29 protein-coding genes are annotated in these 22,981 nt (G+C 52.5%); 17 read left to right on the top strand and 12 right to left on the bottom strand.

Features of this window, described 5'->3' with window-relative positions; translation table 11 throughout:
* Positions 1-148: 148 nt before the first annotated feature.
* Together AC3WJN_RS23275 and AC3WJN_RS23270 are read right to left on the bottom strand one after the other, a co-directional pair.
* On the bottom strand, positions 149-769 hold the full coding sequence (locus AC3WJN_RS23275; RefSeq protein WP_007784851.1) for a hypothetical protein: 621 nt from the start codon (positions 767-769) through the stop codon (positions 149-151).
* Positions 770-1,044: 275 nt separating this feature from the next.
* Complete coding sequence (locus AC3WJN_RS23270) at positions 1,045-1,803, bottom strand: DUF4931 domain-containing protein (protein WP_005833205.1); 759 nt, start codon at positions 1,801-1,803, stop codon at positions 1,045-1,047.
* Between the two features lie 196 nt (positions 1,804-1,999).
* Between AC3WJN_RS23270 and AC3WJN_RS23265 the strand changes: the two genes are divergently transcribed.
* Both AC3WJN_RS23265 and AC3WJN_RS23260 read left to right on the top strand, forming a co-directional pair.
* On the top strand, positions 2,000-2,236 hold the full coding sequence (locus AC3WJN_RS23265) for a hypothetical protein (protein ID WP_007784848.1): 237 nt from the start codon (positions 2,000-2,002) through the stop codon (positions 2,234-2,236).
* Between the two features lie 88 nt (positions 2,237-2,324).
* Positions 2,325-2,687, top strand: coding sequence for a L,D-transpeptidase (locus AC3WJN_RS23260; protein ID WP_005833208.1), 363 nt, complete (start codon positions 2,325-2,327; stop codon positions 2,685-2,687).
* Between the two features lie 44 nt (positions 2,688-2,731).
* Here AC3WJN_RS23260 and AC3WJN_RS23255 read toward each other — a convergent pair whose 3' ends face one another.
* The 4 genes from AC3WJN_RS23255 to AC3WJN_RS23240 all read right to left on the bottom strand — a co-directional run bounded on the left by AC3WJN_RS23255 (position 2,732) and on the right by AC3WJN_RS23240 (position 6,704).
* Positions 2,732-2,953: a hypothetical protein gene (locus tag AC3WJN_RS23255; protein WP_005833210.1), complete on the bottom strand. Its 222-nt coding sequence runs from the start codon at positions 2,951-2,953 to the stop codon at positions 2,732-2,734.
* Positions 2,954-3,061: 108 nt separating this feature from the next.
* Positions 3,062-4,978 (bottom strand): ABC-F family ATP-binding cassette domain-containing protein, encoded by a 1,917-nt coding sequence (locus AC3WJN_RS23250; RefSeq protein ID WP_005833211.1) that lies wholly within the window; start codon positions 4,976-4,978, stop codon positions 3,062-3,064.
* Between the two features lie 153 nt (positions 4,979-5,131).
* Positions 5,132-5,854, bottom strand: coding sequence for an NAD-dependent deacylase (locus AC3WJN_RS23245; RefSeq protein ID WP_005833212.1), 723 nt, complete (start codon positions 5,852-5,854; stop codon positions 5,132-5,134).
* A 58-nt stretch (positions 5,855-5,912) separates the two neighbouring features.
* Positions 5,913-6,704 carry a cupin domain-containing protein gene (locus AC3WJN_RS23240; protein WP_007784843.1) on the bottom strand — a complete coding sequence of 264 codons (792 nt, stop codon included), beginning with the start codon at positions 6,702-6,704 and terminating at the stop codon, positions 5,913-5,915.
* A gap of 192 nt (positions 6,705-6,896) precedes the next feature.
* Here AC3WJN_RS23240 and AC3WJN_RS23235 point away from each other — a divergent pair, with 192 nt between their 5' ends.
* The 6 genes from AC3WJN_RS23235 (at position 6,897) to AC3WJN_RS23210 (ending at position 11,230) form a co-directional block, all read left to right on the top strand.
* Positions 6,897-7,613, top strand: a complete 717-nt coding sequence (locus tag AC3WJN_RS23235) for a metallophosphoesterase family protein (protein ID WP_309479552.1) — start codon at positions 6,897-6,899, stop codon at positions 7,611-7,613.
* A 240-nt stretch (positions 7,614-7,853) separates the two neighbouring features.
* Complete coding sequence (locus AC3WJN_RS23230) at positions 7,854-8,282, top strand: disulfide oxidoreductase (protein ID WP_005833216.1); 429 nt, start codon at positions 7,854-7,856, stop codon at positions 8,280-8,282.
* Between the two features lie 3 nt (positions 8,283-8,285).
* Positions 8,286-8,756 (top strand): thioredoxin family protein, encoded by a 471-nt coding sequence (locus AC3WJN_RS23225; protein WP_005833218.1) that lies wholly within the window; start codon positions 8,286-8,288, stop codon positions 8,754-8,756.
* Between the two features lie 166 nt (positions 8,757-8,922).
* The gene (gene ctaG, locus AC3WJN_RS23220) at positions 8,923-9,792 is read left to right on the top strand and encodes a cytochrome c oxidase assembly factor CtaG (RefSeq protein ID WP_007784839.1); all 870 of its coding nucleotides are present in this window, start codon (positions 8,923-8,925) and stop codon (positions 9,790-9,792) included.
* Between the two features lie 53 nt (positions 9,793-9,845).
* The gene (locus AC3WJN_RS23215) at positions 9,846-10,457 is read left to right on the top strand and encodes an SCO family protein (RefSeq protein ID WP_007784837.1); all 612 of its coding nucleotides are present in this window, start codon (positions 9,846-9,848) and stop codon (positions 10,455-10,457) included.
* A 5-nt stretch (positions 10,458-10,462) separates the two neighbouring features.
* Positions 10,463-11,230 (top strand): FixH family protein, encoded by a 768-nt coding sequence (locus AC3WJN_RS23210; RefSeq protein ID WP_007784833.1) that lies wholly within the window; start codon positions 10,463-10,465, stop codon positions 11,228-11,230.
* A gap of 563 nt (positions 11,231-11,793) precedes the next feature.
* Here the strand turns inward: AC3WJN_RS23210 and AC3WJN_RS23205 are convergent.
* From AC3WJN_RS23205 to AC3WJN_RS23195, 3 genes are all read right to left on the bottom strand, one after another.
* Positions 11,794-12,273 carry a histidine phosphatase family protein gene (locus AC3WJN_RS23205; protein WP_327953872.1) on the bottom strand — a complete coding sequence of 160 codons (480 nt, stop codon included), beginning with the start codon at positions 12,271-12,273 and terminating at the stop codon, positions 11,794-11,796.
* A 4-nt stretch (positions 12,274-12,277) separates the two neighbouring features.
* Positions 12,278-13,261 (bottom strand): C40 family peptidase, encoded by a 984-nt coding sequence (locus AC3WJN_RS23200; RefSeq protein WP_007784828.1) that lies wholly within the window; start codon positions 13,259-13,261, stop codon positions 12,278-12,280.
* A 243-nt stretch (positions 13,262-13,504) separates the two neighbouring features.
* Positions 13,505-14,677, bottom strand: a complete 1,173-nt coding sequence (locus tag AC3WJN_RS23195) for a UDP-N-acetylmuramoyl-tripeptide--D-alanyl-D-alanine ligase (protein WP_327953870.1) — start codon at positions 14,675-14,677, stop codon at positions 13,505-13,507.
* 140 nt (positions 14,678-14,817) lie between these two features.
* Here AC3WJN_RS23195 and AC3WJN_RS23190 point away from each other — a divergent pair, with 140 nt between their 5' ends.
* A complete protein-coding gene (locus tag AC3WJN_RS23190) occupies positions 14,818-15,885 on the top strand; it encodes a CapA family protein (RefSeq protein WP_327945037.1) in 1,068 nt (355 codons plus the stop codon).
* Between the two features lie 261 nt (positions 15,886-16,146).
* The gene (locus tag AC3WJN_RS23185) at positions 16,147-17,118 is read left to right on the top strand and encodes a GNAT family N-acetyltransferase (RefSeq protein WP_025844949.1); all 972 of its coding nucleotides are present in this window, start codon (positions 16,147-16,149) and stop codon (positions 17,116-17,118) included.
* A gap of 140 nt (positions 17,119-17,258) precedes the next feature.
* Here the strand turns inward: AC3WJN_RS23185 and AC3WJN_RS23180 are convergent, their stop codons facing one another.
* Both AC3WJN_RS23180 and AC3WJN_RS23175 read right to left on the bottom strand, forming a co-directional pair.
* Complete coding sequence (locus AC3WJN_RS23180) at positions 17,259-17,786, bottom strand: CarD family transcriptional regulator (protein ID WP_005833235.1); 528 nt, start codon at positions 17,784-17,786, stop codon at positions 17,259-17,261.
* A gap of 586 nt (positions 17,787-18,372) precedes the next feature.
* Positions 18,373-18,660, bottom strand: a complete 288-nt coding sequence (locus tag AC3WJN_RS23175; RefSeq protein ID WP_005833238.1) for a hypothetical protein — start codon at positions 18,658-18,660, stop codon at positions 18,373-18,375.
* Between the two features lie 49 nt (positions 18,661-18,709).
* Between AC3WJN_RS23175 and AC3WJN_RS23170 the strand changes: the two genes are divergently transcribed.
* The 7 genes from AC3WJN_RS23170 (at position 18,710) to AC3WJN_RS23140 (ending at position 22,077) form a co-directional block, all read left to right on the top strand.
* Positions 18,710-18,841, top strand: coding sequence for a hypothetical protein (locus tag AC3WJN_RS23170; RefSeq protein ID WP_007784819.1), 132 nt, complete (start codon positions 18,710-18,712; stop codon positions 18,839-18,841).
* A complete protein-coding gene (locus AC3WJN_RS23165; protein ID WP_007784817.1) occupies positions 18,801-19,169 on the top strand; it encodes an SMI1/KNR4 family protein in 369 nt (122 codons plus the stop codon). The genes AC3WJN_RS23170 and AC3WJN_RS23165 overlap by 41 nt, the downstream gene beginning before the upstream one ends.
* A gap of 44 nt (positions 19,170-19,213) precedes the next feature.
* A complete protein-coding gene (locus AC3WJN_RS23160) occupies positions 19,214-19,663 on the top strand; it encodes a hypothetical protein (RefSeq protein WP_005833242.1) in 450 nt (149 codons plus the stop codon).
* Between the two features lie 115 nt (positions 19,664-19,778).
* The gene (locus AC3WJN_RS23155) at positions 19,779-20,912 is read left to right on the top strand and encodes a hypothetical protein (protein ID WP_007784815.1); all 1,134 of its coding nucleotides are present in this window, start codon (positions 19,779-19,781) and stop codon (positions 20,910-20,912) included.
* Positions 20,913-20,934: 22 nt separating this feature from the next.
* Positions 20,935-21,141 carry a hypothetical protein gene (locus AC3WJN_RS23150; RefSeq protein WP_157179545.1) on the top strand — a complete coding sequence of 69 codons (207 nt, stop codon included), beginning with the start codon at positions 20,935-20,937 and terminating at the stop codon, positions 21,139-21,141.
* A 5-nt stretch (positions 21,142-21,146) separates the two neighbouring features.
* The gene (locus tag AC3WJN_RS23145; RefSeq protein ID WP_155808572.1) at positions 21,147-21,299 is read left to right on the top strand and encodes a carboxymuconolactone decarboxylase family protein; all 153 of its coding nucleotides are present in this window, start codon (positions 21,147-21,149) and stop codon (positions 21,297-21,299) included.
* 481 nt (positions 21,300-21,780) lie between these two features.
* The gene (locus tag AC3WJN_RS23140; RefSeq protein WP_005833246.1) at positions 21,781-22,077 is read left to right on the top strand and encodes a hypothetical protein; all 297 of its coding nucleotides are present in this window, start codon (positions 21,781-21,783) and stop codon (positions 22,075-22,077) included.
* Positions 22,078-22,393: 316 nt separating this feature from the next.
* Here AC3WJN_RS23140 and sigK read toward each other — a convergent pair.
* Positions 22,394-22,981: RNA polymerase sporulation sigma factor SigK (gene sigK, locus AC3WJN_RS23135; protein ID WP_492329336.1), on the bottom strand; the 588-nt coding region annotated here is incomplete at its 5' end.

Below are 22,981 nucleotides of genomic sequence, written 5' to 3'. Positions count from 1 at the left end.
ACCAAAGATTATGTGTATTTTGAATGATGGGAAAAGATTAATGCAACGCTAGTGATTCAGCACCAAAGGTAAAATTCTCTACATTTAAACATTTTGTTTGTGGATCAACATTGAGTAGTAAGACTAAAACTGTGTTTAATCCAAGTACTTATGGATTAAGTTTTACAGTCCCTGTTGACCAGAAAATACCTCTTAATGAGCTTTCTAAATTGGCACCAGCAATAACTTTTAGATGACTGCTTGTTTCCCAATGGTTCCAGTTATAGGAACTATTAGGCTGTAGGTATTCAAAATGAATACCAGCTCCGTAATTTTTGTATCTTACTGACTGTGAAGAGTTGAAGGCCCCGAACCAGTGTTCAATGACATCAATACCATCCGAACCTGGGGAAATAACAATATTTGTTGGTTGTACATAATCAGACTGACAAGACGTCCCTGAACCATAATAACAAGTATAGCCATAGTACCTAAGGTAGTTTCTATTTTGTTTATGCAGCACCCTTGCATGCTGATCGGCTCCACCATTACCTCTATATAAAACATTGACTAATTCACGCGAACTCAAGTCGGCAGTATTTCGTACCTCGTATTGAAGTATTTTGTGATCCACACTCAAAGATGAAGTTAGAGGAGTATTGTTAGCATAGTATTTTTTCAGCGTACCTTCTGAACCTGCGACCAGATTAAGATCGGTTGCAGCGTAAACAGCAACAGCAAAAATAGATACCGATAGTAGCATCGTCAATGAAACTATAAACTTCCTCATCCTAAATAACCTCTCCTTTTTTGTAATATATATCCAATTTCACACATCTTCTATTCATTACAAAAGGGAGCATAGAACCATTATAATAGGTAAAAAAGTCACATAATTGGAAACTTTCAGGGAAAACTATCCATTCACTCGATAAGAAATAAAATCAAACTCTTTCGTCGCGAGCTACTCGTTACGACAAACTAGCAAAGTCATTCTTGTTGTTGATATACGACCGCTATTTTCTTGACTCAATAATGCTTTTCCAGCCACGCCCTAGTCTTTTGTCAAAAATAATGCCTTCTCATCTCCTCCACCATTTCCTCCAGATTGTTCGCTACTTGCGGAATCGAATAGCCGACGTACAGCGGGGAAGTCACGAAGCGCGGCACCGCCTTGGCGATCAGCTTTTCTTTCCATTGATAAAAGAAGAAGTTGTAGCTCTGGTTGCGCGGGTTGACGTGGTGAAGAATCCAGTGCGCCAAAATTTGCAAATAATCAGCCATTTTGGGCAGCCGATCCAGGTCGGACAAAATGACGTTGTACTCAAAAAAGCCCGCGCGCGGATGCGTCGAGAGCGAACACTCCACCCCTGACTCCCGGTCGATGGTGATGCCGTGAAAGTCGCTGTCCCTGAGTTGCGCGCGATAGTCGTAACCCGTCAGCCCGACGATCTGCATGTGCGGGTGGCGAATGCTCCCGCCGGAATACAGCCCGTGGTTTTTGAAAAAGAGCACAGAGCGAAAAGAGCCGCTTCGCTCCATCTCCAGCCACTTTTCCACGCCAAAGGAAAGCAGGGCGTGCACGTGCTCCCGGGAGTAGGAGGACCAGTCGCCGTTGCACTCATCCGATTCAATCAAGACGGTCTGATACGTATCCTGCAGGACGGGAAATTTGTTCATCAGCCAGATCATGGAACCGCGCTGCTCCAGCACATCTGTCAAGCTGCCGCGATCGCAGAACGGACACGCTGTTTCCCTGTTGATTACGCTCTCCGGCTTTTTTCTGCCGATGTGCATGTTAAAGTGCAAGTGTGTCTGCGCCATCCAAAGTGTCCCTCCAATTTCTGGATACCTCCACTTTACACCGATTCGCGCGGAAAATCATGACGTATTTTCGCTCCCGCCATCAACTAGCCACAAATTGGCCTATTTTTCCATTTTTTGCGCGCTCGTTTCTTTTTTTACCCCAAATGGGTTGCATATAATGGGAGCAGCGATAACCGGAAAGGTGTTGGATGCGATGGAAAAATCATTCTATTACCCGGTGAGCTGGAGTGAAGCCCACCGCTACAAGGCACTGCTCGATCAAGAGGGAGTGCCTTACGAAATCCAGTCTCCGCTCGATCTGCCCATTTTGGAAGAAGGCAAGCTGGCGATTGTCTTCCCTTCCATCCCGCTTCGGCTGTACGCGTGGGTACGTACCTTGTTTTATCGCGACGGCCTGCGCTATCCCGATACGTTTTCTTCCTTCAGGTAAAAGAGCGTGTCCCAAGTACCCCTCCCTCCCTTTCACATAAGATAGGAATAGCAATGTCGCGAGCGGCTGCAAAAAGGGAGGTGAGGGAATGCCTGCATACAACATTCGCATTTCGATCGCGAAGCTCAGGCTCGATCTGTACGACGGAAACAAGCTCGTTCGCTCCTACCCGGTTGCGCTGGGCAAAATCGCCACGGCGACACCGCGCGGAGACTTCACCATCATCAACAAGGTGCCCTATCCGAACTCATACCCCGGAGGCCCGCTCAGCGTCTTCGGGACGTACTGGCTGGGACTCAGCAAGCCACATTACGGCATACACGGAACGAACAACCCGTCCTCCATCGGAAAATACGTCTCGCACGGCTGCATTCGCATGTACAACCAGGACGTCAACGCCTTGGCGAAGCTCGTCCCCATCGGCACCCCCGTGCGCATCCGGCAGCAGTGACGACACGCAAAGACCCGCCTCTTTTTGCAAAAGGCGGGTCTTTTTCACATGCAATGCTTATTCTTTTTGGCGACCGTCTGCTGGTCTTCCGTCTCCAAATATACGAGAAATCTTCGGGCTTGCTTGTACATGATCGACAGCGTCAATTCCCTGATCTTGTTCATGATCGCTTCTTTGTCCTTCGGATGGACTTCGCAAGCGAGCCTTTCTTCTTGCAACGCTAGGTAAGACATCACCCATTCCGGGTCCAACTTATAAGCAGGCAACGACAGCGACTCCTCTACTCTAGTGATCTTCTCTAGTCTACAGGAGATCGGCGTCGCTTTCCCAGCCTCAATAACTGGCTAAGCACACAGAGATTGGCACGCTGCCAATTACTTCCCCTGCTCCAGTTCCTCGACCAGCGCAGACAGCTCCGCCCAACGCTCCACGGCCGCTTCCAACTCGGCTGTCACCTGCTGCTCCTCGGCAAACAGCTTTTCTACCTTGCCGTAGTCGCTGCCCGCCCCGGCAATTTCTTTTTTCAGCAGCGCGAGGCGTTCTTCCAGCGAAGCGATTTTGCCTTCGATCGTATCCCAATCCTTCTGATCTTTATAGGAGAGCTTTTTCGTGCGGTTGTTGCCGCGAGTCGCCTGACTGCCCGGCTGCTTCTCGGCTGGCTGCTGCTGCGCCCCGGCAGAGGCTGCCGCGTTCTCTCTCCGCTTTTCTTCCAGATATTCGGAATAGTTGCCTGTAAAGTGGCGAATCTGCCCGTTGCCCTCAAAGGCGAACAGATGGTCAACCGTGCGATCGAGAAAATAGCGATCGTGGGAAACGGTAATGACCGCTCCGGGAAACTGCTCCAAGTAGTCTTCCAAAATGCTCAACGTCTGGATGTCGAGATCGTTGGTCGGCTCATCCAAAAACAGCACGTTCGGCTCGCCCATCAACGTCCGCAGCAAGTACAGCCTGCGCCGCTCGCCGCCGGACAGCTTGGAAATCGGCGTCCACTGCATCGACGGGGAAAACAGAAAGCGCTCCAGCATTTGCGAAGCCGTAATCGCCTCTCCGTTGCTCGTCGTAATCACTTCTGCCGCTTCCTTGACGTACTCGATCACTCGCAGCTTTTCGTCCATCTCCACGCTGTCCTGCGTGTAGTAGGCGATTTTCACCGTCGTGCCGACGTCAATCGTTCCGCTGTCAGGCTGGATGCGGCCCGCAAGCATGTTTAAGAGCGTCGATTTGCCGCTGCCGTTTGGACCGATAATCCCGACGCGATCTCCTGGCAACACGATATAGCTGAAGTCGTCGACCAGCTTTTTATCCCCGTACGCTTTTTCGATGTGCTCGATCTCGATGACCTTTTTGCCCAGGCGGCTTGCGCCCAGCGCCATTTCCAGCTTCGCCGCCGGACCGTCCACCGTCCGATCGCGCAACTCCTCTACCCGCTGGACGCGCGCTTTTTGCTTGGTCGTCCGCGCTTTTGCCCCCCGGCGCAGCCAGGCCAGCTCGCGGCGCAGCAAATTTTGCCGCTTGTCCTCTGCCGCCGCCTCGTTTTCTTCGCGCTCGGCTTTTTTCTCCAAAAACGTCGCGTAGTTGCCTTCGTAGCTGTACAGCTTGCCGCGATCCAGCTCGAACGTGCGGTTCGTCACGCGATCGAGGAAATAGCGATCGTGCGTGACGAGCAGCAAGGCGCCTTTGTAGCGGGACAAGTATTCCTCCAGCCACTCAACCGTCTCGTTGTCGATATGGTTCGTCGGCTCGTCGAGAATCAGCAAATCGGCTGGCTGGATCAGCGCTCTTGCCATCGCTACCCGCTTGCGCTGGCCGCCAGACAGCTCTTTTACTTTTTGCGAAAAGTTGGACAGACCGAGCTTGGTCAAAATCATTTTCGCCTGGGTATTGCTCTCCCACGCATCGGCCGCATCCATCCGGCTTTGGACGGCAAACAGCCGCGCCTGCTTTTTCTCGTCTTCCGGGTCTTGCTGCACCGCTTCCAGCGCTACCTCGTATTCCCGCAGCAACTGGATGAGCGGGGACTCTCCGTAAAAAACTTGCGCAAGCACCGTAGATTCTTCATCGAAGCTCGGATTTTGCGGCAAATATTCCACGTGAAAATGGTTCGCATGAATGATTTTTCCGCTATCGGGCGTATCTTGTCCCGCCATGATCCGCAGCAGAGATGATTTTCCTGTGCCGTTGACTCCGATCAGGCCGATCCGCTGCTGCTCTGCGATATGAAAGGAGATGTTATCGAACAAAACTTTCTCTCCGTAGCTTTTGGAGAGGTTTTCTACTGAAATAATCTGCATGGTCGTCGTCACCTGTACTTTTCGATTTGCCGTCCTCACAGAATCGTACCATTTTTTTCGCGGAAGCTCTAGGGACTGACTTCCCGCAAATTTCCTGCCGCCAGATCAAAAGCAGGCGTACTCCCTGCAATCGAGAGTACGCCTGCCGTTCATTCAACGGTGAAGCCACTGTTCTGTGCGCGACAGCAGCTCGCCGATTTTCACATCGTGCACGACCAAGTCCGCCCATCCGTCCAGCGGAGTCGGCTCCTGGTTGACGATCACCAGCCTGGCTCCGTTTTCTTTGGCGCGCTGCGGAAACCAGTTGGCGGGACTGACCGTAAGCGACGAGCCGAGCACGATCAATAGCGGCGCGCGCTCTGTCCATTCCACTGCCAGGTCAATCTGCGACTGGGGCAACGACTCTCCGAACAGGACGACATCCGGACGAACGAAGCCTCCGCACTCACACTGGCTTCCTTCCTCCTGCAAATACCGCTCGCTCGGGTAGCTTTTCCGGCAGCGAATGCAACTGACCGTCGTCAACGTCCCGTGAAGCTGTGCGACCGCCCGACTCCCGGCCCGCTGGTGAAAGCCGTCTACATTTTGCGTGATGATGCCGGCAAGCAGGCCGCGCTGCTCCCATTTTGCCAATATTTCATGCCCGGCGTGCGGTTTGCAGGAGCAAAGCCCCTCGATTCGCATCCGGTAAAACTCCACGAACGACTCGCGGTTGCTTCGCATCGCTTGCGTGCTCGCGAGCTTTTGCGGATCATTTCCGCGCCACAGTCCGGTCTGCGAGCGAAAATCCGGCAAGCCGCTTTCCGTCGACATGCCAGCACCCGTAAAGACGACCGCGCCCGGCGATTCCTGCAGCCATTTGGCAAGCGCTTCCATCTGCATCTCCCTCTTTCTTTTTGCCCCCATTGTATCGGAGGAAAAAGAGGGTGTACAGCTAGTAAGCCGCAGAGTAGCCGTACTGCTGTGGATAAGCAGTTTGCGGCTGGCTAGGCGAATAGTAGGTGTAGCCCGCCAGCTCCGGGTAATGGGTGTACTGTCCGTACTCCGGCGGCTGCGTGTAAGCCGCAGCATCGTAGTAGGAGTTCACCGGCCATTGGCTGGAATACTGACTGGAATAGTCGTAGTGCGGATATTGGCTGGAAGTGTGCTGCCATTGGCTCTGGCCCTGGTTGGGAGCGGGGTTTGCCCCCTGCTGGCAGCCGAACGGCGGGCCGATGACGACGGTCCGGGTAATCGGCGCAAAGGTGTCTTTTACCTTCGCTTCGTCAAGGCAATACGTGTGTGCCCAGATGCTCGCCGGGGTCAGTCGCAGGATGTCGGAGCCGAAAATCACTTCCGGTACAGGCGCGTCGAATATCGCGATCAGATGGGTATCGTCCGTCATGGCTACTTCATAGTGCCACCAGCCCTGCGGCACGTTCGCCACTTGCCGCGGCTTGATATTGAAGTTGAGCAACTGGTATGTAAACGGGTTGATGATCGAAACGATCGCCTCTCCCGTCACACAGTAGACGAGCTCGGAAGCGTTTTGGTGAATATGCGGCTCAATCACATTTCCCGTCGTCAGGAAAATGTCGAGCAACGACGTGTTGCCAAGCGTGTTCAGTTGCTGGATGCCGAGCGCGTCAATGAAGTTCCCGGCGTCTTTGCGAAAAAACGTGTTGTTGCGCAGATCGTATGTGAATTGCGTATTGGGTGAAGTGTAATCCCGATAGGATGTAGCCATCTGTCCAATTTTCCCTCCAACATGTGGGTATATGTCTCATACGTATCCATATTCCGCTGCCCTCAGTGGGTGCGCCCATGTTTAGGCGCCGCTTTGCTCGCTACGGCCTGCGCGCATGCCTTGGCACTCTTCCTCCTTTTATACATATGGTGATAACAGTCGCGCCAAGTTCTCTTTTGGAGGGGATGGGAAGTGGCCACCTATTTCGTTTCGGATATTCATGGACAGAATCAGGCTTTTCAGCGGGCATTGCGTGATGCCTCTTTTTCCCCGCAGTCAGGGGATCGGCTCTATGTGATTGGCGACATGATCGACCGCGGGCCCGAGTCCAAGGAAGTGCTGTTCGAGCTGTTCCGCCTCCGCCAGCAGCACCCGAACCAAGTCTTTCTGCTCAAAGGCAATCACGAGCAGATGCTGGAAGATTGGCTGCTTGGGCAAGGAAATCCGGAGCTTTACTTGCGCTACAACGGAGGGGATGCCACGATCCGTTCGCTGCTCGGCCCTCATCCGCTGCGCCGGGCGTTTCTGCATTCCATGCCGTCTGCCGCAGAACAGGAAGAAGCCCGGCGGTTGATTTTGGCCAAGTACCCGGGGCTGTTGCCGTCCTTGTCCAGCCTGCCTTTGTACATGGAGCTTCCGGCTGACCCGCAATCAGGAGCGCCCGCGGTTCTCCTGGTCCATGCCGGGATTCGCCCGGGAATCCCTCTGCACGAGCAAAATCCAGAAGATCTCCTGTGGATTCGGAAGCCCTTCTACCTTTATTATGGAGGAGACAGGCCGATCGTCTTCGGTCACACCCCTGTTCCCCGGTTGCCTGACTATGAGGGCCATGGGCCGTGGCGGCGGGGCAATCTCGTCGGGATTGACGGTGGAGCTGCTTACCGGCGCGGAATCTTGTTGGTAGAGTAGCCCTCTTTGCAATCGATCTTCGTCCCGATTCGCGACGCCCAGCCCACCATGTCCGTGCGGATCATCTGAGTTCGACGACACCTCCTTTGTGTGGCAAAGCTTTGGCTCCTACCTGTGGCTACTGCTTCAGGTAGCGTTTCCCGCTTTTTTCGGACAAGCCGCTTTGCTTTTACAAATTGTTACTTTTTATAATCTACTTCCGATTCGTAATATGATAAGATAGAGGGACGAGGTGTTGTTATGAAACGTCAACAAGTGATGGAACAATCCATGTTTGCGGCATGGGGCGTGTCCCTGATTGCCACAGCGGGAAGCCTGTTTTTTTCGGAAGTATTGAAGTACATACCGTGCGATCTGTGCTGGTACCAGCGAATCTTGATGTATCCGCTCATCATTTTGCTGGGGGTGGCCTCCGCCAAAAAAGATTACAAGATGTCATCATACGCCCTGATTCTTTCGCTGATCGGCGGCTGCATCTCCCTCTACCATTACCTGATTCAAAAGGTGCCTGCCCTGCATGAGCTGGGCAACGCTTGCGGTATCGTGCCTTGCAATACGGACTACATCAACTGGTTCGGCTTTATCACGATTCCGTTTTTGGCGCTGGTCGCCTTTACGCTGATTAGCATTCTGCTGTTCATCGTCATGAAAAACGCAAAGGAGATTTGATGCATGAAAAAAATTATCTTTTTTTCCATCCTGGTAGCTGCGCTGCTCATTGGCGCCATTGTGTACTCGGATATTTCCAACCGCGAGGCGGCTGCAGGCAACCCGTACGGAAAAGCCAATCTGAATCCGGCTACCATCGAGCAACTGAAAGATCCGCTGTACGACAACCTGATTATGCCAGAAGAGTTGAAGCAGAAGATCGAGAGCAAGGAAGACTTGTTCGTCTACTACTACAGCCCGCTGTGCGAGCATTGCCGCGCAACCACCCCGGTCCTCGTGCCAATCGTCAAGGACATGCAGATCGACATGAAAAAGCACAACCTGCTTGAATTTAATGCAAGCTGGGATGAGTTCCAGATCGAATTTACCCCGACCCTGGTTCACTACAAGGACGGCAAGGAAGTCGCTCGTCTGGTAGGCGGCCACGAAGCCGACGAGTGGAAGAAATGGCTGGAAGAGCAGAAAAAATCATAGTGGCAAAAAGCCCTCGGACTTTACCGTTCGGGGGCTTTTTGCTGCCTCGGTGACAAATATGTGAACGCATACAACGAGAAATAGCCCAAACGAGTCATTAGGCTTTTGGAAGCGAATGCCTATAATGGGTAATGGGGAATATTCCAGGAAAACGGAGGTAATGGCGTTGACCCTCATCGACTTGACCGAAACGTTTGGCTTTCGGGCGACGTGGAACCCGGAGCTGATTTTGTTGACCGCTCTCATCGGACTTGCCTACTTTTCGCTGACAGGACCTTTGCGCCGGACGTTTCCGGACGCAAAGCCAGCCACGCTCATACAGAAACTGTCGTTTTCCGCTGGCTTGCTGCTGTTTTATTTCGGCATGGGCAGCCCGCTAAACGTCGCTGGCCACTTTTTGTTCAGTGCCCATATGCTTCAGCAGTCCATTCTCTACCTGGTGATGCCGCTGTTGCTTTTGTCTGGCACACCAGCCTGGCTCATGCGCTCGCTGTTTGAACCCAGGGGGCTGAAACAGGTTTTGCGCGTGGCGAGCCATCCGATCCCGGCCGTCCTTTTGTTCAATGCCCTATTTTCGTTTTACCACATGCCTGTTATTCTAGACATGGCGATGAACAACCTGGCCCTACATAATCTGATTCACCTGCTGCTTTTGGTTGCGGCCATTTTGATGTGGTTGCCTGTCATCGCCCCTATTCCGGAGATTCATCGGCTGTCCGAGTTGCAAAAGCTGGCCTACATTTTTGCCAACGGCGTGCTGATTACGCCAGCCTGTGCGCTCATTATTTTTTCGGAATCGGCGCTGTACGGCACGTATGTCAACGGTCCTTCCATGCTGTGTGCGCCGTTCTTCTCCGCGCCGATCGACAAATCGATGTTCGCCGTTCCGCTCCTGCCTCTGGACGATCAGCGGCTTGGCGGAATCATCATGAAGCTGGTGCAGGAGTTGACGTACGGCTCCGTTTTGGCCTATGTGTTTACCGCCTGGTACCGGAAAGAAAAAGATCAGCCGGACGATCAACTGATCCCGCAATAACGGCCCAAAAAGCGGCTCTCTCATTTTACTTGCGAAAAAAGGAGGCATCCCGCGTGCCACTCACCCCGACTGCCGCTATCCGGCTGAGACGGCTGCTGCTGTTTTTGCCGCTGCTCGTCCTCGCCGCGCTCGTCGCCTCGTGGTTTTGGCTGAGCCCGTCGTCGGTTTCGGCCAAGCTGCCGGACGTACAGCTACAGACGCTGGACGGAGAGGCTTACTCCCTCGCGCCGAAGCCCGGGAGCATCCGCCTGGTCGAGCTGATCTATACGCGCTGTCCCGACATTTGCCCGACGACCACCGTGAAAATGGTGCAACTGCAAAAACGGCTGCAAGCGGCTGGACTCATGGGGCACGGCATTGAGTTTTTGACGATTACGATCGACCCGCAAAACGATACGCCGGACGTGCTGCGCTACTACGTCAAACAGCTCGGGATTGCAGACGAAGGCTGGATTGTTTTGCGCGGCGACGAAGAGACGATTCGCACCGTGACCAGCTCTCTCGGCTTCTTTGCGAAAAAGACCGAGGACGGCTTTATCTCGCATACGTCGAGCACTTACCTCGTCGATCAAAACAACGCGGTCATCCGCAAGTTCGGGATGGGCGAGGACTTTGATCCGGAGCAAATTTATCAAGAGTTGTTGAACTTGAAGAAGGAAGGGTAACGCAAATGAAACGCTTTTTCACGCTATGCCTGTCCGCACTGGTCGTTTTGGCTGCGGCTTGTTCCAGCCAGAACGACCAAGCGCTGGAAGCTTCCGGCGCCCCAGTTGACGCCGCTTTTTCGATAGAGCCTGCCGAGCCGGTAGCGGGTCAACCCATTACGTTTTCGGTCAAGGTGACGCAGGAAGGCAAGCCTGTGGACGATGCCCGGGAAGTGTCCTTCGAATGGTGGAAGGATGGACAGGAAAAGCACGAGACGATTCCGGCGAAACTCGTAGCCGATGGCGTCTATACGGCGCAGCAGACGATCAGCGAGCCTGGCTCCTACTTTGTCTACTACCACGTCACCGCCCGCGATTTCCACAACATGCAAAAGACGCCTTTTACCGTAAAAGCCGCAGCCAGCGCCGACCACGCCGCTACGGGTCATGCAGACGGCGGACACGAGCACGGCAAAGCAGCCGCAGACAAAGCGCATGCAGCCAGTGGAGTCGACTTTCACTTGATGCCTCCAGACGAGCTCAAGGCGCAAACCGAAGCGGCCATGGTCGTTCATCTGCTAAAAGACAACCAGCCATTTGCGGAAGGTACGGTCAAGTTCGAGTTTTGGACGGGAGATGAGGTGAAGCACAGCTTCGTCGATGCGAAAGAAACGAGTCCCGGGCAGTACGAAGGCCGCCTCTCCTTCCCCGCTTCCGGGGAATACACGCTGAAGGTCCATCTGGAAAAAGGCGACGTGCACGACCACAAAGATTTCACCGTGACGGTCAAGTAACAGGCACATAAGCCTGGCACCTGATCGGGACGGCAATCCAAGACGGCCTTTCCCATCCGGGGAAGGCCGTTTTGCTAGAAAGCGCTGCGTCTTTTCGTATTAGCAAGTAAAGTAGGCAATCCGGTTCAGTTCCAAGCCATAGTATTCCCAGCGGTTTCCTCTCCAGCGGTAGCCTGTTACGGACGAACGACCGATGAATACGGGATAAAACCAGAAAGACCGCCCATTTTGCAGCCAAATGTACGTATAGCGATACAGGCACGGATAAAATCCGCCTGGTTCAATCCGACGCGTTCCCCCGTATCCTCGCGATCCCGGCGAGCTGGGCGTCCTGCCTGGGGGTGGGCCTGGCGGCGGGGGAGGAAAACCTCCAGAAGAACCTCCGGGTGGCGGTGGCGGCGGGTAACCTCCTGGGGGATACTGATATGACATGACGTTTCACCTCCTACAAGTCTCCCTATAAGAGATGCAGCAAACGCACAGATGGACTGTGCGTTTGCCCGTGGTCATTCACCTATTTTTCCGCTATTGTCCTCTAAAAACTGCTGTTGGCAGCAGACTGGCTATCCGTTCGCAGCCGGTTCGTCCCCGTTCAAATGAGCGGTGCTGTTCGCAAACCGGATGATCTTCCATTTCGGCGTCTGTTCCAACAGATGAATCCCTGTGTTGTCAGAGTGGAACCAGACGTTATTCTCATGCGGCAACGGAAGGAAGCTTTCTATCAGTTTGGTTATCATTCCGCCGTGGGAAACAATCGCAATCCGCTTGTACGCTTTGCTGTTTTCCTCGATAGAAGAAAGGATGCGTTCCGCGCGTGCCCTGAACTCCCGTATGCTCTCCGTCTCCTGCCTTTCTCTCAGGTCATCCAGATACGCTACCGGACAGCCTAAAATCCCGGCTGCTTGACTGGCTCGCTTCAACGTACTGCTCCAAATAAACTCGGGCGGAAACTCTTTTTGCACGCGAGCAGACATTTTCGCCACTTGGATAAGCCCTTTGCTCGTCAAAGGCAAATCGGTAGAACCCGTGTAATCCTCTGGCAAAAAGTCAATACGGGCGTCCGCCCATGATGAAGCGGTATTCCCAATGCGTATTTTTGAAATCGGTAATTTTCACGCCGCCAGACTCCTTCGAGAAGGTGTGCAGCAGCTTGTCGTCACCCATGTAGATGCCGACGTGGGTAATGCTTTGCTTAGGCACGTTGATGCCTTTGTAGTCGGACTCCTTGTAGCCTTTATAGGCCATGAAAAAGACCAGGTCGCCTTTTTTCAGCTTGTTAATATCTGTTGTATAAGTGCCGTTGCTTTTCACAAAATTGGCTTGGGAGCGCGCGCCGCCGTTGCCCATGTCGATATTGGCGCCTTCGCGGTACGCCCACATCGTAAACTCGGAGCAATCCATCGTCTTTTTGTTCGCACGGGACGAGCCGTACTCATACGGTGTGCCGATGTATTTTTTCCCGGCCGCAATCACCTTGTCCGCGATTGCAGAAGAGTTGGACTCCTCCTCCTGACCCGGGTCCGGAGTTGTGCCCGTGCCGGTGTCCTCCGCCAAAATTCGGCGTGCGCCAAGTAGCTTCTTCGTATAATCGCTGACTTTTTTCAAAACTACCGCATCTTCGCCTTGCGAAGAGTATATGTACTGGTCATTTCCGATGTAAATTCCCATGAAGGCAGGTGCGCCTTTTCCATTCGAGGAAAAGAACAGCAAATCCCCAGGCTGGATATTGTCTGCCGAGACGGACTTTCCGGCTTTGTACAGCTTGGCAATCGTGTCGTCAATCGTCACGCCAGCCTGTTTGTAGATGTACGTAGCAAGTCCCGCAGAGCCGAACGAGTTCGGACCAACCGCCCCGTATTTGTAGTCTTTGCCGATCAGGGATGTAGCGACCTGCACGATTTTTCCTGCTTTGACAGAAGATTGCGAATCCACAGTCTTAGCTGCTGCCTGTCCACCTTCTGCGAACAGAAGCAGGGATGTGCTTAGCATGACGGCGACAGTCGACTTTTGCAACCAATCTCGTTTCGTCATTCGTTCTCCTCCTGGCTGTGTTTTTTCCCAACGGATCGGGTACAATCCCACTTTACTGGAAAAACTCGACCCGTTTAAGTCTGTAAATCTTTCCAACAGAGGATTTGATTACATAGTCGGATGACCATAGCCCTGTATCCCAGGCCTGTCTGACCGATTCGCCCCATACCTTTTCCCCATGCCAAAAAGGCCCTTGTCCGCTCCCGGGACAAGCGCCTGCTCGCTTGACAGGTCCTGGCATCGCTACCGAGGTTTTCGCTTCCCTCTCGCAAGCGCATTGCACAAAAACTGTACGGTTTCTCCCATTTTCAGCCGATGCGAGCCTTTTATCAAAAAAGTAGTGTCGGGCTTCATTCTTTTGGCGAGACTGCGGTGCAAGACCTCTTTGTTCGGGCAATGCATGACCCGGTTCGCGGGAAAGCCTGCCCGGATGGCCGCGCGCGCAATATGGCGGGCACTTCTCCCCAACGTGTACAAATAATCCACATTTTTTTGACTCAAATACTCCCCGACTTCCTCGTGCCCTCGCACTTCGTAGCAGCCCATCTCCAGCATGCTCGCCAGCACGGCTATTTTGGTGCTGTGTCCAGACTGGCTGAGCACATCAATCGCCGCCTTGGCCGCATCCGGATTGGAGCTGTACGTATCGTCCAGCACCTGGACATTGTGGGCCAACCGATAGCTGACGAGCCGCTTCCGCTGCGGCTGGAACCGGCGCAGCCCCTCCCGAATTTCCTGGAACGGGATGCCGAGTGTATGCGCAACCGCAATCGCCGCCAGCGCATTGTACACGTTGTGTTCTCCCAAAATCGGAATGAACATCGCCTCCCTTTGCTGCTGAAACGAGCAGACGAAGGAAATTCCGCCTTCCTCCTGCGCAATGCTGTCCGCCCGATAATGCGCTTCCTGCTCGACCCCGAACGTAACGAATCTACCAGCAAACGTCCCTGCAAAAGGCTGCTGGGTAAACTGGCGCGAGTATGGACAATCCCAATTGAGAAAGACGATACCGGTAGACTTCATGTTGCGGATCAGCTCGGATTTTGCCATGGCGAGCCGTCCGATGTCTCCGCCGAAATTGCCGATGTGCGCAGTGCCTATGTTCGTTATAACCCCCAGATTCGGCTGAATGATCTGGCAATGCTGGCGAATATGTCCACTCCTCAATATCCCGAATTCAAGCACGGCCGCTTTGTGCTCGTCCCGCAAACGGCTGACATGCGCTCTCGTATTGCCCAAAAAGTTCTTGTTGTACATCGAACGATACGTGGGCATGCGTCTTTGTAAAATCGCATAGATCATTTCTTTCGTCGTCGTTTTTCCGGCGCTTCCCGTCACCGCGATCACCGGCTTGTTCAGAATCACCGTCTTTGACGGCCCTGTTTTTGTCTTTTTCCCTTTCTTTTTCACTGACATTCCCCCCTCTCCCAATCCGCTTTCGTATTGTATGTCCGAGGGAAACAGCCTGTATAGACCGCTATCTATGAAAACGTTCCGCTTCTATCCAAAACGGACGGACGACTTTTGGAATAGAGTAGAGTGGAGAGGTGAAGCCAATGAAAAAGAAGGTCACCATCGCCGCTGTAGGCGATATCCTCATGTGGAAGGAGCAGGTGGCTTGCGCCAAGCTGGCTTCTGTGGATCAGTATTCCTTTGCGGATATGTTCGTTCCGGTCGCCCCCATCCTGTCAGGCGCTGACTTGACGATCGGCAATCTGGAGACAACGTTTTCCGGCAAAGGCCAGCCCTACCAGATCGGCTCGGCACGAACTGGCTATCCTCGGTTCAACTGTCCCGACGAGCTGGCGCGCGACCTGAAGCAAGTCGGCTTTGACGTCGTGACGACCGTGAACAACCACTGTCTGGACGGAGGGCCAAACGGACTTTGCCGCACACTGGACGTCCTGGATCGCTACAAGCTTGCGCACACAGGCACGTACCGCTCCCCGCAGGAGGCGAGCATTCCCTTTGTCCGGGAAGTGAACGGCATCCGCATCGCGCTGCTCGCTTACACGTACGGAACGAACAAACAGGTCATTCCCGCCCACATGCCATGGCTCGCCAATCTCATCCGCCGCGACGCCATTTTGCAGGACATCGCCGCCATCCGCCCGCTCGTCGACCTCGTGATCGTTGCGCTGCATTTTGGCGTGGAATTCCGCTACACCCCGACAGCGAACCAGCGCCTGCTCGTGCAAAGTCTCCTCGACCACGGCGCCGACGTCATCCTCGGCGCGCATCCGCACGTCCTGCAACCCGTCGTCACCCCGGCGATCTCACTTGCGGGTGGCAGAAAAAAGCGCACACTCGTCGCCTACTCGCTCGGCAATTTCACTTCCGAGAAAATGCTGCACTTCGATCAGTCACAGATTGGGGCCATTCTGCGCTTTTCTGTGGAAAAGGATGCCCACGGGCAGGTCGCCATCGGACAAATCTCCGTCATCCCGACCTACTGCCAGCGCTTCCTGCAAGGAGGCCGCGTCCGTTTTCGGGTCATTCCCATCCGCTCGTACTTGAAGCATCCCGATCCGCACCTTCCCCTGCTGCAACGAAAAAAGCTGCGGCTCCTGTGGAACCGCGCGATTCAAATCATCGGCCGTAAGCCAAGTATTTTGATCGAGTAAAAGGGGGCCAAAAGCCTGGCTCCCTTCCTTCTTTTTCTTCATTCTTTGCCAAGGCTTGCGCCGCCGTTGTGGACAAGCTTGTGGCTGCCCAGCCGTTGCCGCATGCAATTTGACAGTTATCGAAACATTTTGGTAAAATCATCAAGTAACTACCAATATTAATTTTGATAGTTACAGAAAGTTGTTTTATCCGGCATTCCTATGAAAATTTTTCACCTGGGCTGTTCGCTGTTGAATCCGATACAAAAGGGAGAGATTGCTTTGCTGCATGTTCGCGCGATTACCGCCGATGAGGTGACAGCGTTTGCTGCGTTCGGCCGCCAGTCCGGGCAGGTTGTTCACGATGTCGCTACCTATTTGGAAGCGATGCTGGCAAAAGGAGCCATGCGCCGCGAATGGTGCTTTGTCCTGGAGAAAGACGGGGCGTGGCTGGGAAGACTCGCCTTCTGGACGCTGCCTGGAAGCGAAGTGGCGACAGACGTCGTATTATGGGATGTGCCGTGGGAAGCGGCTGACTGCGCCCGGCTTGGGCTTGCTCTGTTTCGCGAGGCGTGCTTGCTGATGGGCACGCAGTTGGACGGCACGATCGGGCATGTAGTGGACACTCCCCCGATGACGCCGCAGTGGCAAACCCATCCCGCCAAGCGACAGGCCGTGCTGGAAGCGGCCGGCTTTCAGCTCAGCCGGATGACGGACCGTTTTGATTGGCATGCGCCGCCCGACCGCGCGCAGACTGCTCTCGGTCACAGCAAAAACAGCGAACACGAAATCGTGTACCGCACCATGCCAGAGGTAGGGGAAGCGGCGTTCGTCGATGCGATCGAGCGCGTCTCCCGCTTCACCTTCGACCAGTACATCGTCCAAGAGCGCCAGGCAAAAGGAGCCGCGGCTCAGGCCGAGGAAATGTTTCGCGATTTGCAGCGGATGGCCCATCAGCCCAAATGGTGGCAACTCGCTTATACCCGAGACGCCAAGCTCATCGGGTTACTCATGCCTACGGTCAGCCCGACGTATGCCACCATCGGGTACATCGGCGTCCTGCCTGAACAACGCGGAAACGGCTATATTCATCCGCTGCTGCGCCGGGCAACCGAGCTTTTGCTTGCGGCAGGACAGACGTATATCCGCGCTGACACCGACCAGCAAAACAAGCCGATGGCCCATGCCTTTTTACGTGCCGGCTATCGCCCGTTTGCCAGCCGCCTGGAGTACAGCCTGGTCCGTTCGCCCTAGTCCGTGAGCAGCCAGGCCAGTTTGCAAAAGCAGATAAGCTGGCCTGGCCGCGCTTTTTAGCAAAAGGCTCGTTGCCAACGGGTAACGAAAAAAAGGGGGCGACTGCCGAAGCAATCACACCCTTTGCTGCCTTTTTCCGTTTACCCCGCATGCACTTTTGATACCGCTGCCCCTGGCTGGGCCAGCGGTTCTTCAGACAGCGCATGACGCAGCAATTGCGTAGCCCGCTCGATGTCCACATTTTTTACGAGAGCAATTTCACTGACCATCATCTGCTGGGCATTGTCTAGCATCAACTTGTCACTCGTGCCCAATATTCTGCCCTGGCTGATCCGCCACAAATCACGGATCACTTCCGCCTGCTCATAAATATCGCCGCTCTTCATTTTTTCTGTATTCTGCTTGTATCTCTGTGCCGCATTCAACGTGGAGTCAGGGCTCTCTGCCTGCATGATCGCCAACACTTCATCCAAAATGCCAGCCTCTACGACCATGCGAATGCCCAGTGCGGACATTTTTTCAACAGGGACCATGATATTCAACTCTTTTTGCAGCATGTTGAGCACATAATAGAGCTGCTTTTCACCCAGGAATTCTTTTTCTTCCACTGCCTCGACTACGCCTGCCCCGTGCATCGGGTAAAAAATCTTGTCACCTACATGAAACATACGTCCACCTCCTACAATGCGATCTAATTCATTATAACACAGTTATCGAATTTAAAAATTTTTATTTTATCATGCACTTTTATTTTAAGTCAATATTTAATTTTGGATAAAAATGCATGAAAGATTCGTGAAGAAAACAGCCGTCCCGATGCGCTTTTGCCTGTCGGGGATTAGGACGGGTTTTCCTTGGCAGGCGATGTCCCTTTCTCTTCCAAAAGCTGTTTATTTACTGGAAGGAGTAAGCAAAAAACTATCCTCGCGAGCTTGCCGAACGGGAAGAGGACTGGCTTGCTTTTGCCCAGCGAAAAGCAGGCATCTGTGCGCGATGCCTGCTTCTTTTCACTCGCTCTATTGGCAACAAAGGCAACCCGTTGGCCTTGTTCGGGGACTTTTTTCATGTGAACGGAACAAAAGGGAAATATTGCTAAAAAACAAGGAAAAACGGGAGCGAATACAGAATAGGATGAAAGGGCAGCTTTATGCCGTTTTGGCCAGTCCTTCGACCTAAAAAGCTTGTTTATCATCCTAACGCCTTGAGTGCGCCACAGGCATGACTTGAACCAGAAGCAGTAGACAAAGCCACCCGTCATCGCGTATGTCCGGTCCCGCCTTCCTCGTGCAGATCGCGAATCAATTTTCTCAGCAAACTCGCAATCCCGATTCCGCCGAGTGCTGTAAGCAAATTGATGCCCAAAAATACAACGGACCAGGTCAGCTCTAGCTTTTGCAAAAACAAAAATCCCGCGATCGCATTGGCGCCCAAAATCATGAGCAGATGAAGCTTTGGCCATACAAAGCGCAACACCCCGCTGAGCACAATGGACAGGAAGTGAAATGTCAGCACTTTTGAACCAATCACAATCAGAAATTCCATACATACACCACTGCCCTTCCATTTCAAATGTTGTTCGGAGGAACCCGACATGAATACCGATTTCCAAACGCTCATTGATTCGCTCGCCGGAGAACTTGTTTACGACGAAGCGAAGCGAGTGGTAAAAATCTTCGGCAGCGTTGGACCAGTTCGTTGCCCGCTACAAATTTTGGCTCCCTGATGATTACCGCTCTTTTATCAGTCAATACAGCAAAGCCGTCCTGTTCCAGCACAGCGACTACGGCGGCGGCTATGACATTTTGAGCCTGTCGGAAGTGATTGACTATTGGAAAGGATACAGCATTGACGATCCGTATTACCCGATCATCTGGAGCAGTCACTCCATTGGCGCCCTTTGTGTAAACCAGGAGCAAGCCGGAGCGGAAAATGGCTACTTGACGTGGATCAGTGCGATGGACCCGGAAAACCCGCTGGACTTGCACATGAGTTTTACCGAATGGTTTATGAAACTGCTCGAACGGGAGGGGAAAGAATTTTGGTTGGAATAGGCCGTTCGCGAAACGGTTCGGATAAAGACCAGGAGGAAACGCGCATGAAAAAATTCAAGCTCTTTGCCCTTTATGTAGGATATGTGATCTTTGCCGCATTCGTCTTGGATCTTGTTTTGTATTACGAACAAGTTTTCATGGCGGAAGCAAAAGCGACGTTTGAGCATTTTCCCGCGATCTTGTACAGCACTCTCTATCCCGTCTCCATCGGCTTGTTGTTTGGGCTGCCTGCTTTTGTTCAAACATGTGCGGCAAAAGAAAGCTGGTCATTTGACTGGATCAAATTCATTGCGTTCGGCATTCCCGCGCTTATGGGCAGTATCCTTTTTCTCCTTTACTATTCTCCCGCAGCGGAATACCTTCCTGCCATGTCGTTTTTTTATTATGGAAGCAAGCTTTCCAGCATTTGCGGCATCGCATTCGGCTATCTCGTCCTGTCCTGCTGGAAAAAGCAAGCCAGCATCCCGGTTTCGACCGATGGCACGGTCCGCTGACCGCTCCTCCTGCACAAGCTAAGCAAAAAGACTGCCAACAGGGAGTCTTTTTTGCTGTTTTGGTAACTTTCCCGCTTTTTGCACGTCTAATCAGTCAGAGAAAGGATGAAGCCTGATGAAAAAAACGAAACAACTAGCCTTGGCAGCAGTGCTCCTTGCCGCATCCGTATGCTCTCCGTTAGCCTCGCCCGGAACAAGCGCAGCGAGCACCACTTCGACCACAACGAACGCTGCCGCCCAACCTTCGAAAATATACCGGATCAGCCTGGATGGAAAAAAGCAAACGCTCATTGCGCAGCTTCCCGCCGTGCACCGCGCGAGCATGTCGCCGAGCGGACGGTTTGTGTATGCAGAGAAGCAAGGGTTCAAAGCAGGGGAACCGACCATCCCCTATTTGTATGACAGCAAAACGAAGCAACTGCGCCAACTGAGCGGTTTCGCCAAGTGGGCACAGAGCAAGGACGAGCTTCTCCTTATGGACCAAGCCAGCTTGTACCGCTACAACCCGCTCACGAACCAAAAAACGTTGCTCGTAAAAGGGACCGCCGACACACCGATTCTCGATTATGCGCTTGCGCCGGACGGCCACTACCTCACCTTTATCCAGTCGGATCGGAAAGAACCAAATTTGCAAAAGCGCCACAAGCTTTACCTGCAAGACATGAACACGCTGAAAATGAAGGTCAACGACCAATTTTCGCTCCCGGCTGAAGAAGAAAGCAGCACACAGGCGGTAAAGCTGCTCTACTGGATACCCACATCCAAAAAAGTACTGTACAAGGCAAACGGCACAATTAAAGAGCTTGATTTGCCGACAGGGCTCAAGTACACGCATTCGTTCAAAAGCTTTCCTTCGTATTCGAACGATATGAAGCTGCGCTTTGACGTCAAAGAATGGCACGGCTTTATAACCGACCTGCAAACAGGCAAAAGCGTGCCGACCGCCGATAACCCTCATCCCGTGTCTATGGACCGCGACTTGACCAAAGTTTTCTGGTCCCCGACCGGTCATAACTACGTCGCAGAAAAATTTCTCTTCACCTCCAATGCCCAGGATGCCATCGAGCAGCTTGTCGTAAAGACGGCGAATCAAACGTTTACATACCCGCTCGACGGCAGCTCCTATTTGGACACCATCGACAACATCCAATTTTTGGGATGGGCGGCTGATGGCAAGTCATTTTTTGTCAGGGATTTGGACTCGGTGCACATGAGCCGTTTTGAAGGGTGGCAATCGCGTGTGAGGTAGGGGGAGGAGCAAGAACTTCATAGTGAGATGGGCAACAGTAGTTGCGGAGCCAGCAAAAGGGAAGGAGCCACAGCTTGCCTATAAAGCTTCTATAAAACTGACGGATGAAACCCGGACAATGAGCGCCTACTTGCTGTATCGGCATGGCGTGAAGCGCCATACTTCCACGATAGCGAGCGTGCTGCCCTTGCTCTCAGCGAAGCGGTTACCCGAATCAACGACCGGGTAGATCCAGTGCCGGATGAAATCTTCCATGACGCTGCACGCCATTTCGAAGGGCAGGCACTGGCGACCTTGATCGCCGGGATCGCCACGGCCAACCTGTGGAATCGGCTGAACGTTTCTACCAGACAGATCGTAAGCGCTTCTGCGAGCAAAACATTGTAACGAATATGGCGGTCAGTAATGGAGGGAGGCATAGTTTGCCCCCTCCATTATTCTTGCTTCCAAAACAGGTTATGGGTATTACCATTATGGATACCGTATTGTAGATCAGGGCCAATCCACACGGTCGTGAACAATCATCCAGCATACAAGCTGGCAAAGAGTTTATCCAGACTTATCAACCGCCATCCGAATGACGAAGTGATCCGGCTTGATCTGTATAAAATGGCGATCCTAGCGGCTGGGACAACTGAGGGCTGGTGTTACATTTGAACAGTTGACTGAGTATGATTGAGTTGGATTTGAAAAAGCTTGCAGAAAAAAATGAAAAAATAGTGCCCATCGTAACTTCTAATTTATTGAAAACGTATTATATTATGGTATCTGAAGTTCATCATGCACCATTTCATTTTCATAGAACTAGAAAAATGTGGTGATTATTATAAAAAAGACTAGAAATTGGATCATTGGGACTGTTCTGGCTATGATCGTGTTAACTGTTTTTTTTCAATTCAAAGACCTGCCTGGTAATATGGGGGCACTGCTTACCGTTAAAGAATTCATCAGTGAACACAACAAAGCATCAAACGAGTTGGAAATGGCAGGCGCTAAAAATCATACCAATATCCAATTTGCTGAAGGGAAATATCATGTGGATGTTAATAAAAAAGTCACGACAAGTGAAGGGAACTTGCGCGTAAACCACTATGAATATGTTTTAGTGTACGAAAATTTGGAATGGAAAGTAATCAGGGAGAGACTCACATACACAGATATATAACCTGTTTTTCGATGTAAAATTACGATTACTGGAACAACTATTGCATATTCGCAAAAGCTCTTGGCATTACACCTTCATTATTGATGCACAGACTGACGAAATGTGCAATCACGAAAGAAGATAAATAAATAAGAACCGTTCTATACCTCGCATCAAACAAAAGGAGTACCCGAAGGCACTCCTAACGCTCTTTTCGTATAGTGGCGAGCGTTTGCCTCACTTCGGCACAACGTTGCCGGATACAGGACATTTCGCTGCGTTTCGTACATATGGGGATAAAACCACTAGCCGAAAACCGCCAGCGGTTTCTATCTGTTTATCTCCCCTGTGTCTGTTTCGTCCGGTAAAACTCATTGAACAGCTTCATCAGTGCCCGCTTCTCGATGCGGGAGACGTACGAACGGGAAATGCCAAGCTCGCGGGCAATTTCGCGCTGCGTTTTTTCTTTGTCCTGATCGAGTCCAAACCTGCCAATGATAACCTCTTTTTCCCGATCGTCGAGGATGTGGATGTGCTGATAAATCTTGTTCGATTCCAGCTTGAGCTGGACAGCATCCACCACTGCGTCCGTCTCCGTACCGAGCACATCGATGAGCGTGATCTCATTGCCTTCCTTGTCCGTGCCGATGGGATCGTGCAGGGAAACGTCCTTTTTGGTCTTCTTCAAACTGCGAAGGTGCATCAGGATTTCGTTTTCAATACAACGCGCCGCATACGTAGCAAGCTTGGTTCCCTTCTCCACCTGGTAGCTCTCGATCGCCTTGATGAGTCCGATCGTGCCGATGGAGATCAGATCTTCACTGTCTTCGCCGGTGTTTTCGAATTTCTTCACAATATGCGCCACCAGCCGCAAATTGTGCTCGATCAGCTTGTTGCGGGCGTACGGATCGCCTTTTGCCATGAG

This window comes from Brevibacillus sp. FW306-2-1A-C05A (assembly GCF_058781555.1).
Note: the sequence above shows the minus strand (reverse complement) of the source record. Positions and strands in the feature narration are given on the sequence as shown.

What these genes read in the sequence shown, in the direction of transcription:
- AC3WJN_RS23275 (WP_007784851.1), bottom strand. Translation starts at nt 769, where the DNA reads ATGAGGAAGTTTATAGTTTCATTGACGATGCTACTATCGGTATCTATT.
- AC3WJN_RS23270 (WP_005833205.1), bottom strand. Translation starts at nt 1,803, where the DNA reads ATGGCGCAGACACACTTGCACTTTAACATGCACATCGGCAGAAAAAAG.
- AC3WJN_RS23265 (WP_007784848.1), top strand. Translation starts at nt 2,000, where the DNA reads ATGGAAAAATCATTCTATTACCCGGTGAGCTGGAGTGAAGCCCACCGC.
- AC3WJN_RS23260 (WP_005833208.1), top strand. Translation starts at nt 2,325, where the DNA reads ATGCCTGCATACAACATTCGCATTTCGATCGCGAAGCTCAGGCTCGAT.
- AC3WJN_RS23250 (WP_005833211.1), bottom strand. Translation starts at nt 4,978, where the DNA reads ATGCAGATTATTTCAGTAGAAAACCTCTCCAAAAGCTACGGAGAGAAA.
- AC3WJN_RS23245 (WP_005833212.1), bottom strand. Translation starts at nt 5,854, where the DNA reads ATGGAAGCGCTTGCCAAATGGCTGCAGGAATCGCCGGGCGCGGTCGTC.
- AC3WJN_RS23240 (WP_007784843.1), bottom strand. Translation starts at nt 6,704, where the DNA reads ATGGCTACATCCTATCGGGATTACACTTCACCCAATACGCAATTCACA.
- AC3WJN_RS23230 (WP_005833216.1), top strand. Translation starts at nt 7,854, where the DNA reads ATGAAACGTCAACAAGTGATGGAACAATCCATGTTTGCGGCATGGGGC.
- AC3WJN_RS23225 (WP_005833218.1), top strand. Translation starts at nt 8,286, where the DNA reads ATGAAAAAAATTATCTTTTTTTCCATCCTGGTAGCTGCGCTGCTCATT.
- AC3WJN_RS23210 (WP_007784833.1), top strand. Translation starts at nt 10,463, where the DNA reads ATGAAACGCTTTTTCACGCTATGCCTGTCCGCACTGGTCGTTTTGGCT.
- AC3WJN_RS23200 (WP_007784828.1), bottom strand. Translation starts at nt 13,261, where the DNA reads ATGACGAAACGAGATTGGTTGCAAAAGTCGACTGTCGCCGTCATGCTA.
- AC3WJN_RS23195 (WP_327953870.1), bottom strand. Translation starts at nt 14,677, where the DNA reads ATGTCAGTGAAAAAGAAAGGGAAAAAGACAAAAACAGGGCCGTCAAAG.
- AC3WJN_RS23190 (WP_327945037.1), top strand. Translation starts at nt 14,818, where the DNA reads ATGAAAAAGAAGGTCACCATCGCCGCTGTAGGCGATATCCTCATGTGG.
- AC3WJN_RS23180 (WP_005833235.1), bottom strand. Translation starts at nt 17,786, where the DNA reads ATGTTTCATGTAGGTGACAAGATTTTTTACCCGATGCACGGGGCAGGC.
- AC3WJN_RS23175 (WP_005833238.1), bottom strand. Translation starts at nt 18,660, where the DNA reads ATGGAATTTCTGATTGTGATTGGTTCAAAAGTGCTGACATTTCACTTC.
- AC3WJN_RS23170 (WP_007784819.1), top strand. Translation starts at nt 18,710, where the DNA reads ATGAATACCGATTTCCAAACGCTCATTGATTCGCTCGCCGGAGAACTT.
- AC3WJN_RS23160 (WP_005833242.1), top strand. Translation starts at nt 19,214, where the DNA reads ATGAAAAAATTCAAGCTCTTTGCCCTTTATGTAGGATATGTGATCTTT.
- AC3WJN_RS23155 (WP_007784815.1), top strand. Translation starts at nt 19,779, where the DNA reads ATGAAAAAAACGAAACAACTAGCCTTGGCAGCAGTGCTCCTTGCCGCA.
- AC3WJN_RS23140 (WP_005833246.1), top strand. Translation starts at nt 21,781, where the DNA reads ATGATCGTGTTAACTGTTTTTTTTCAATTCAAAGACCTGCCTGGTAAT.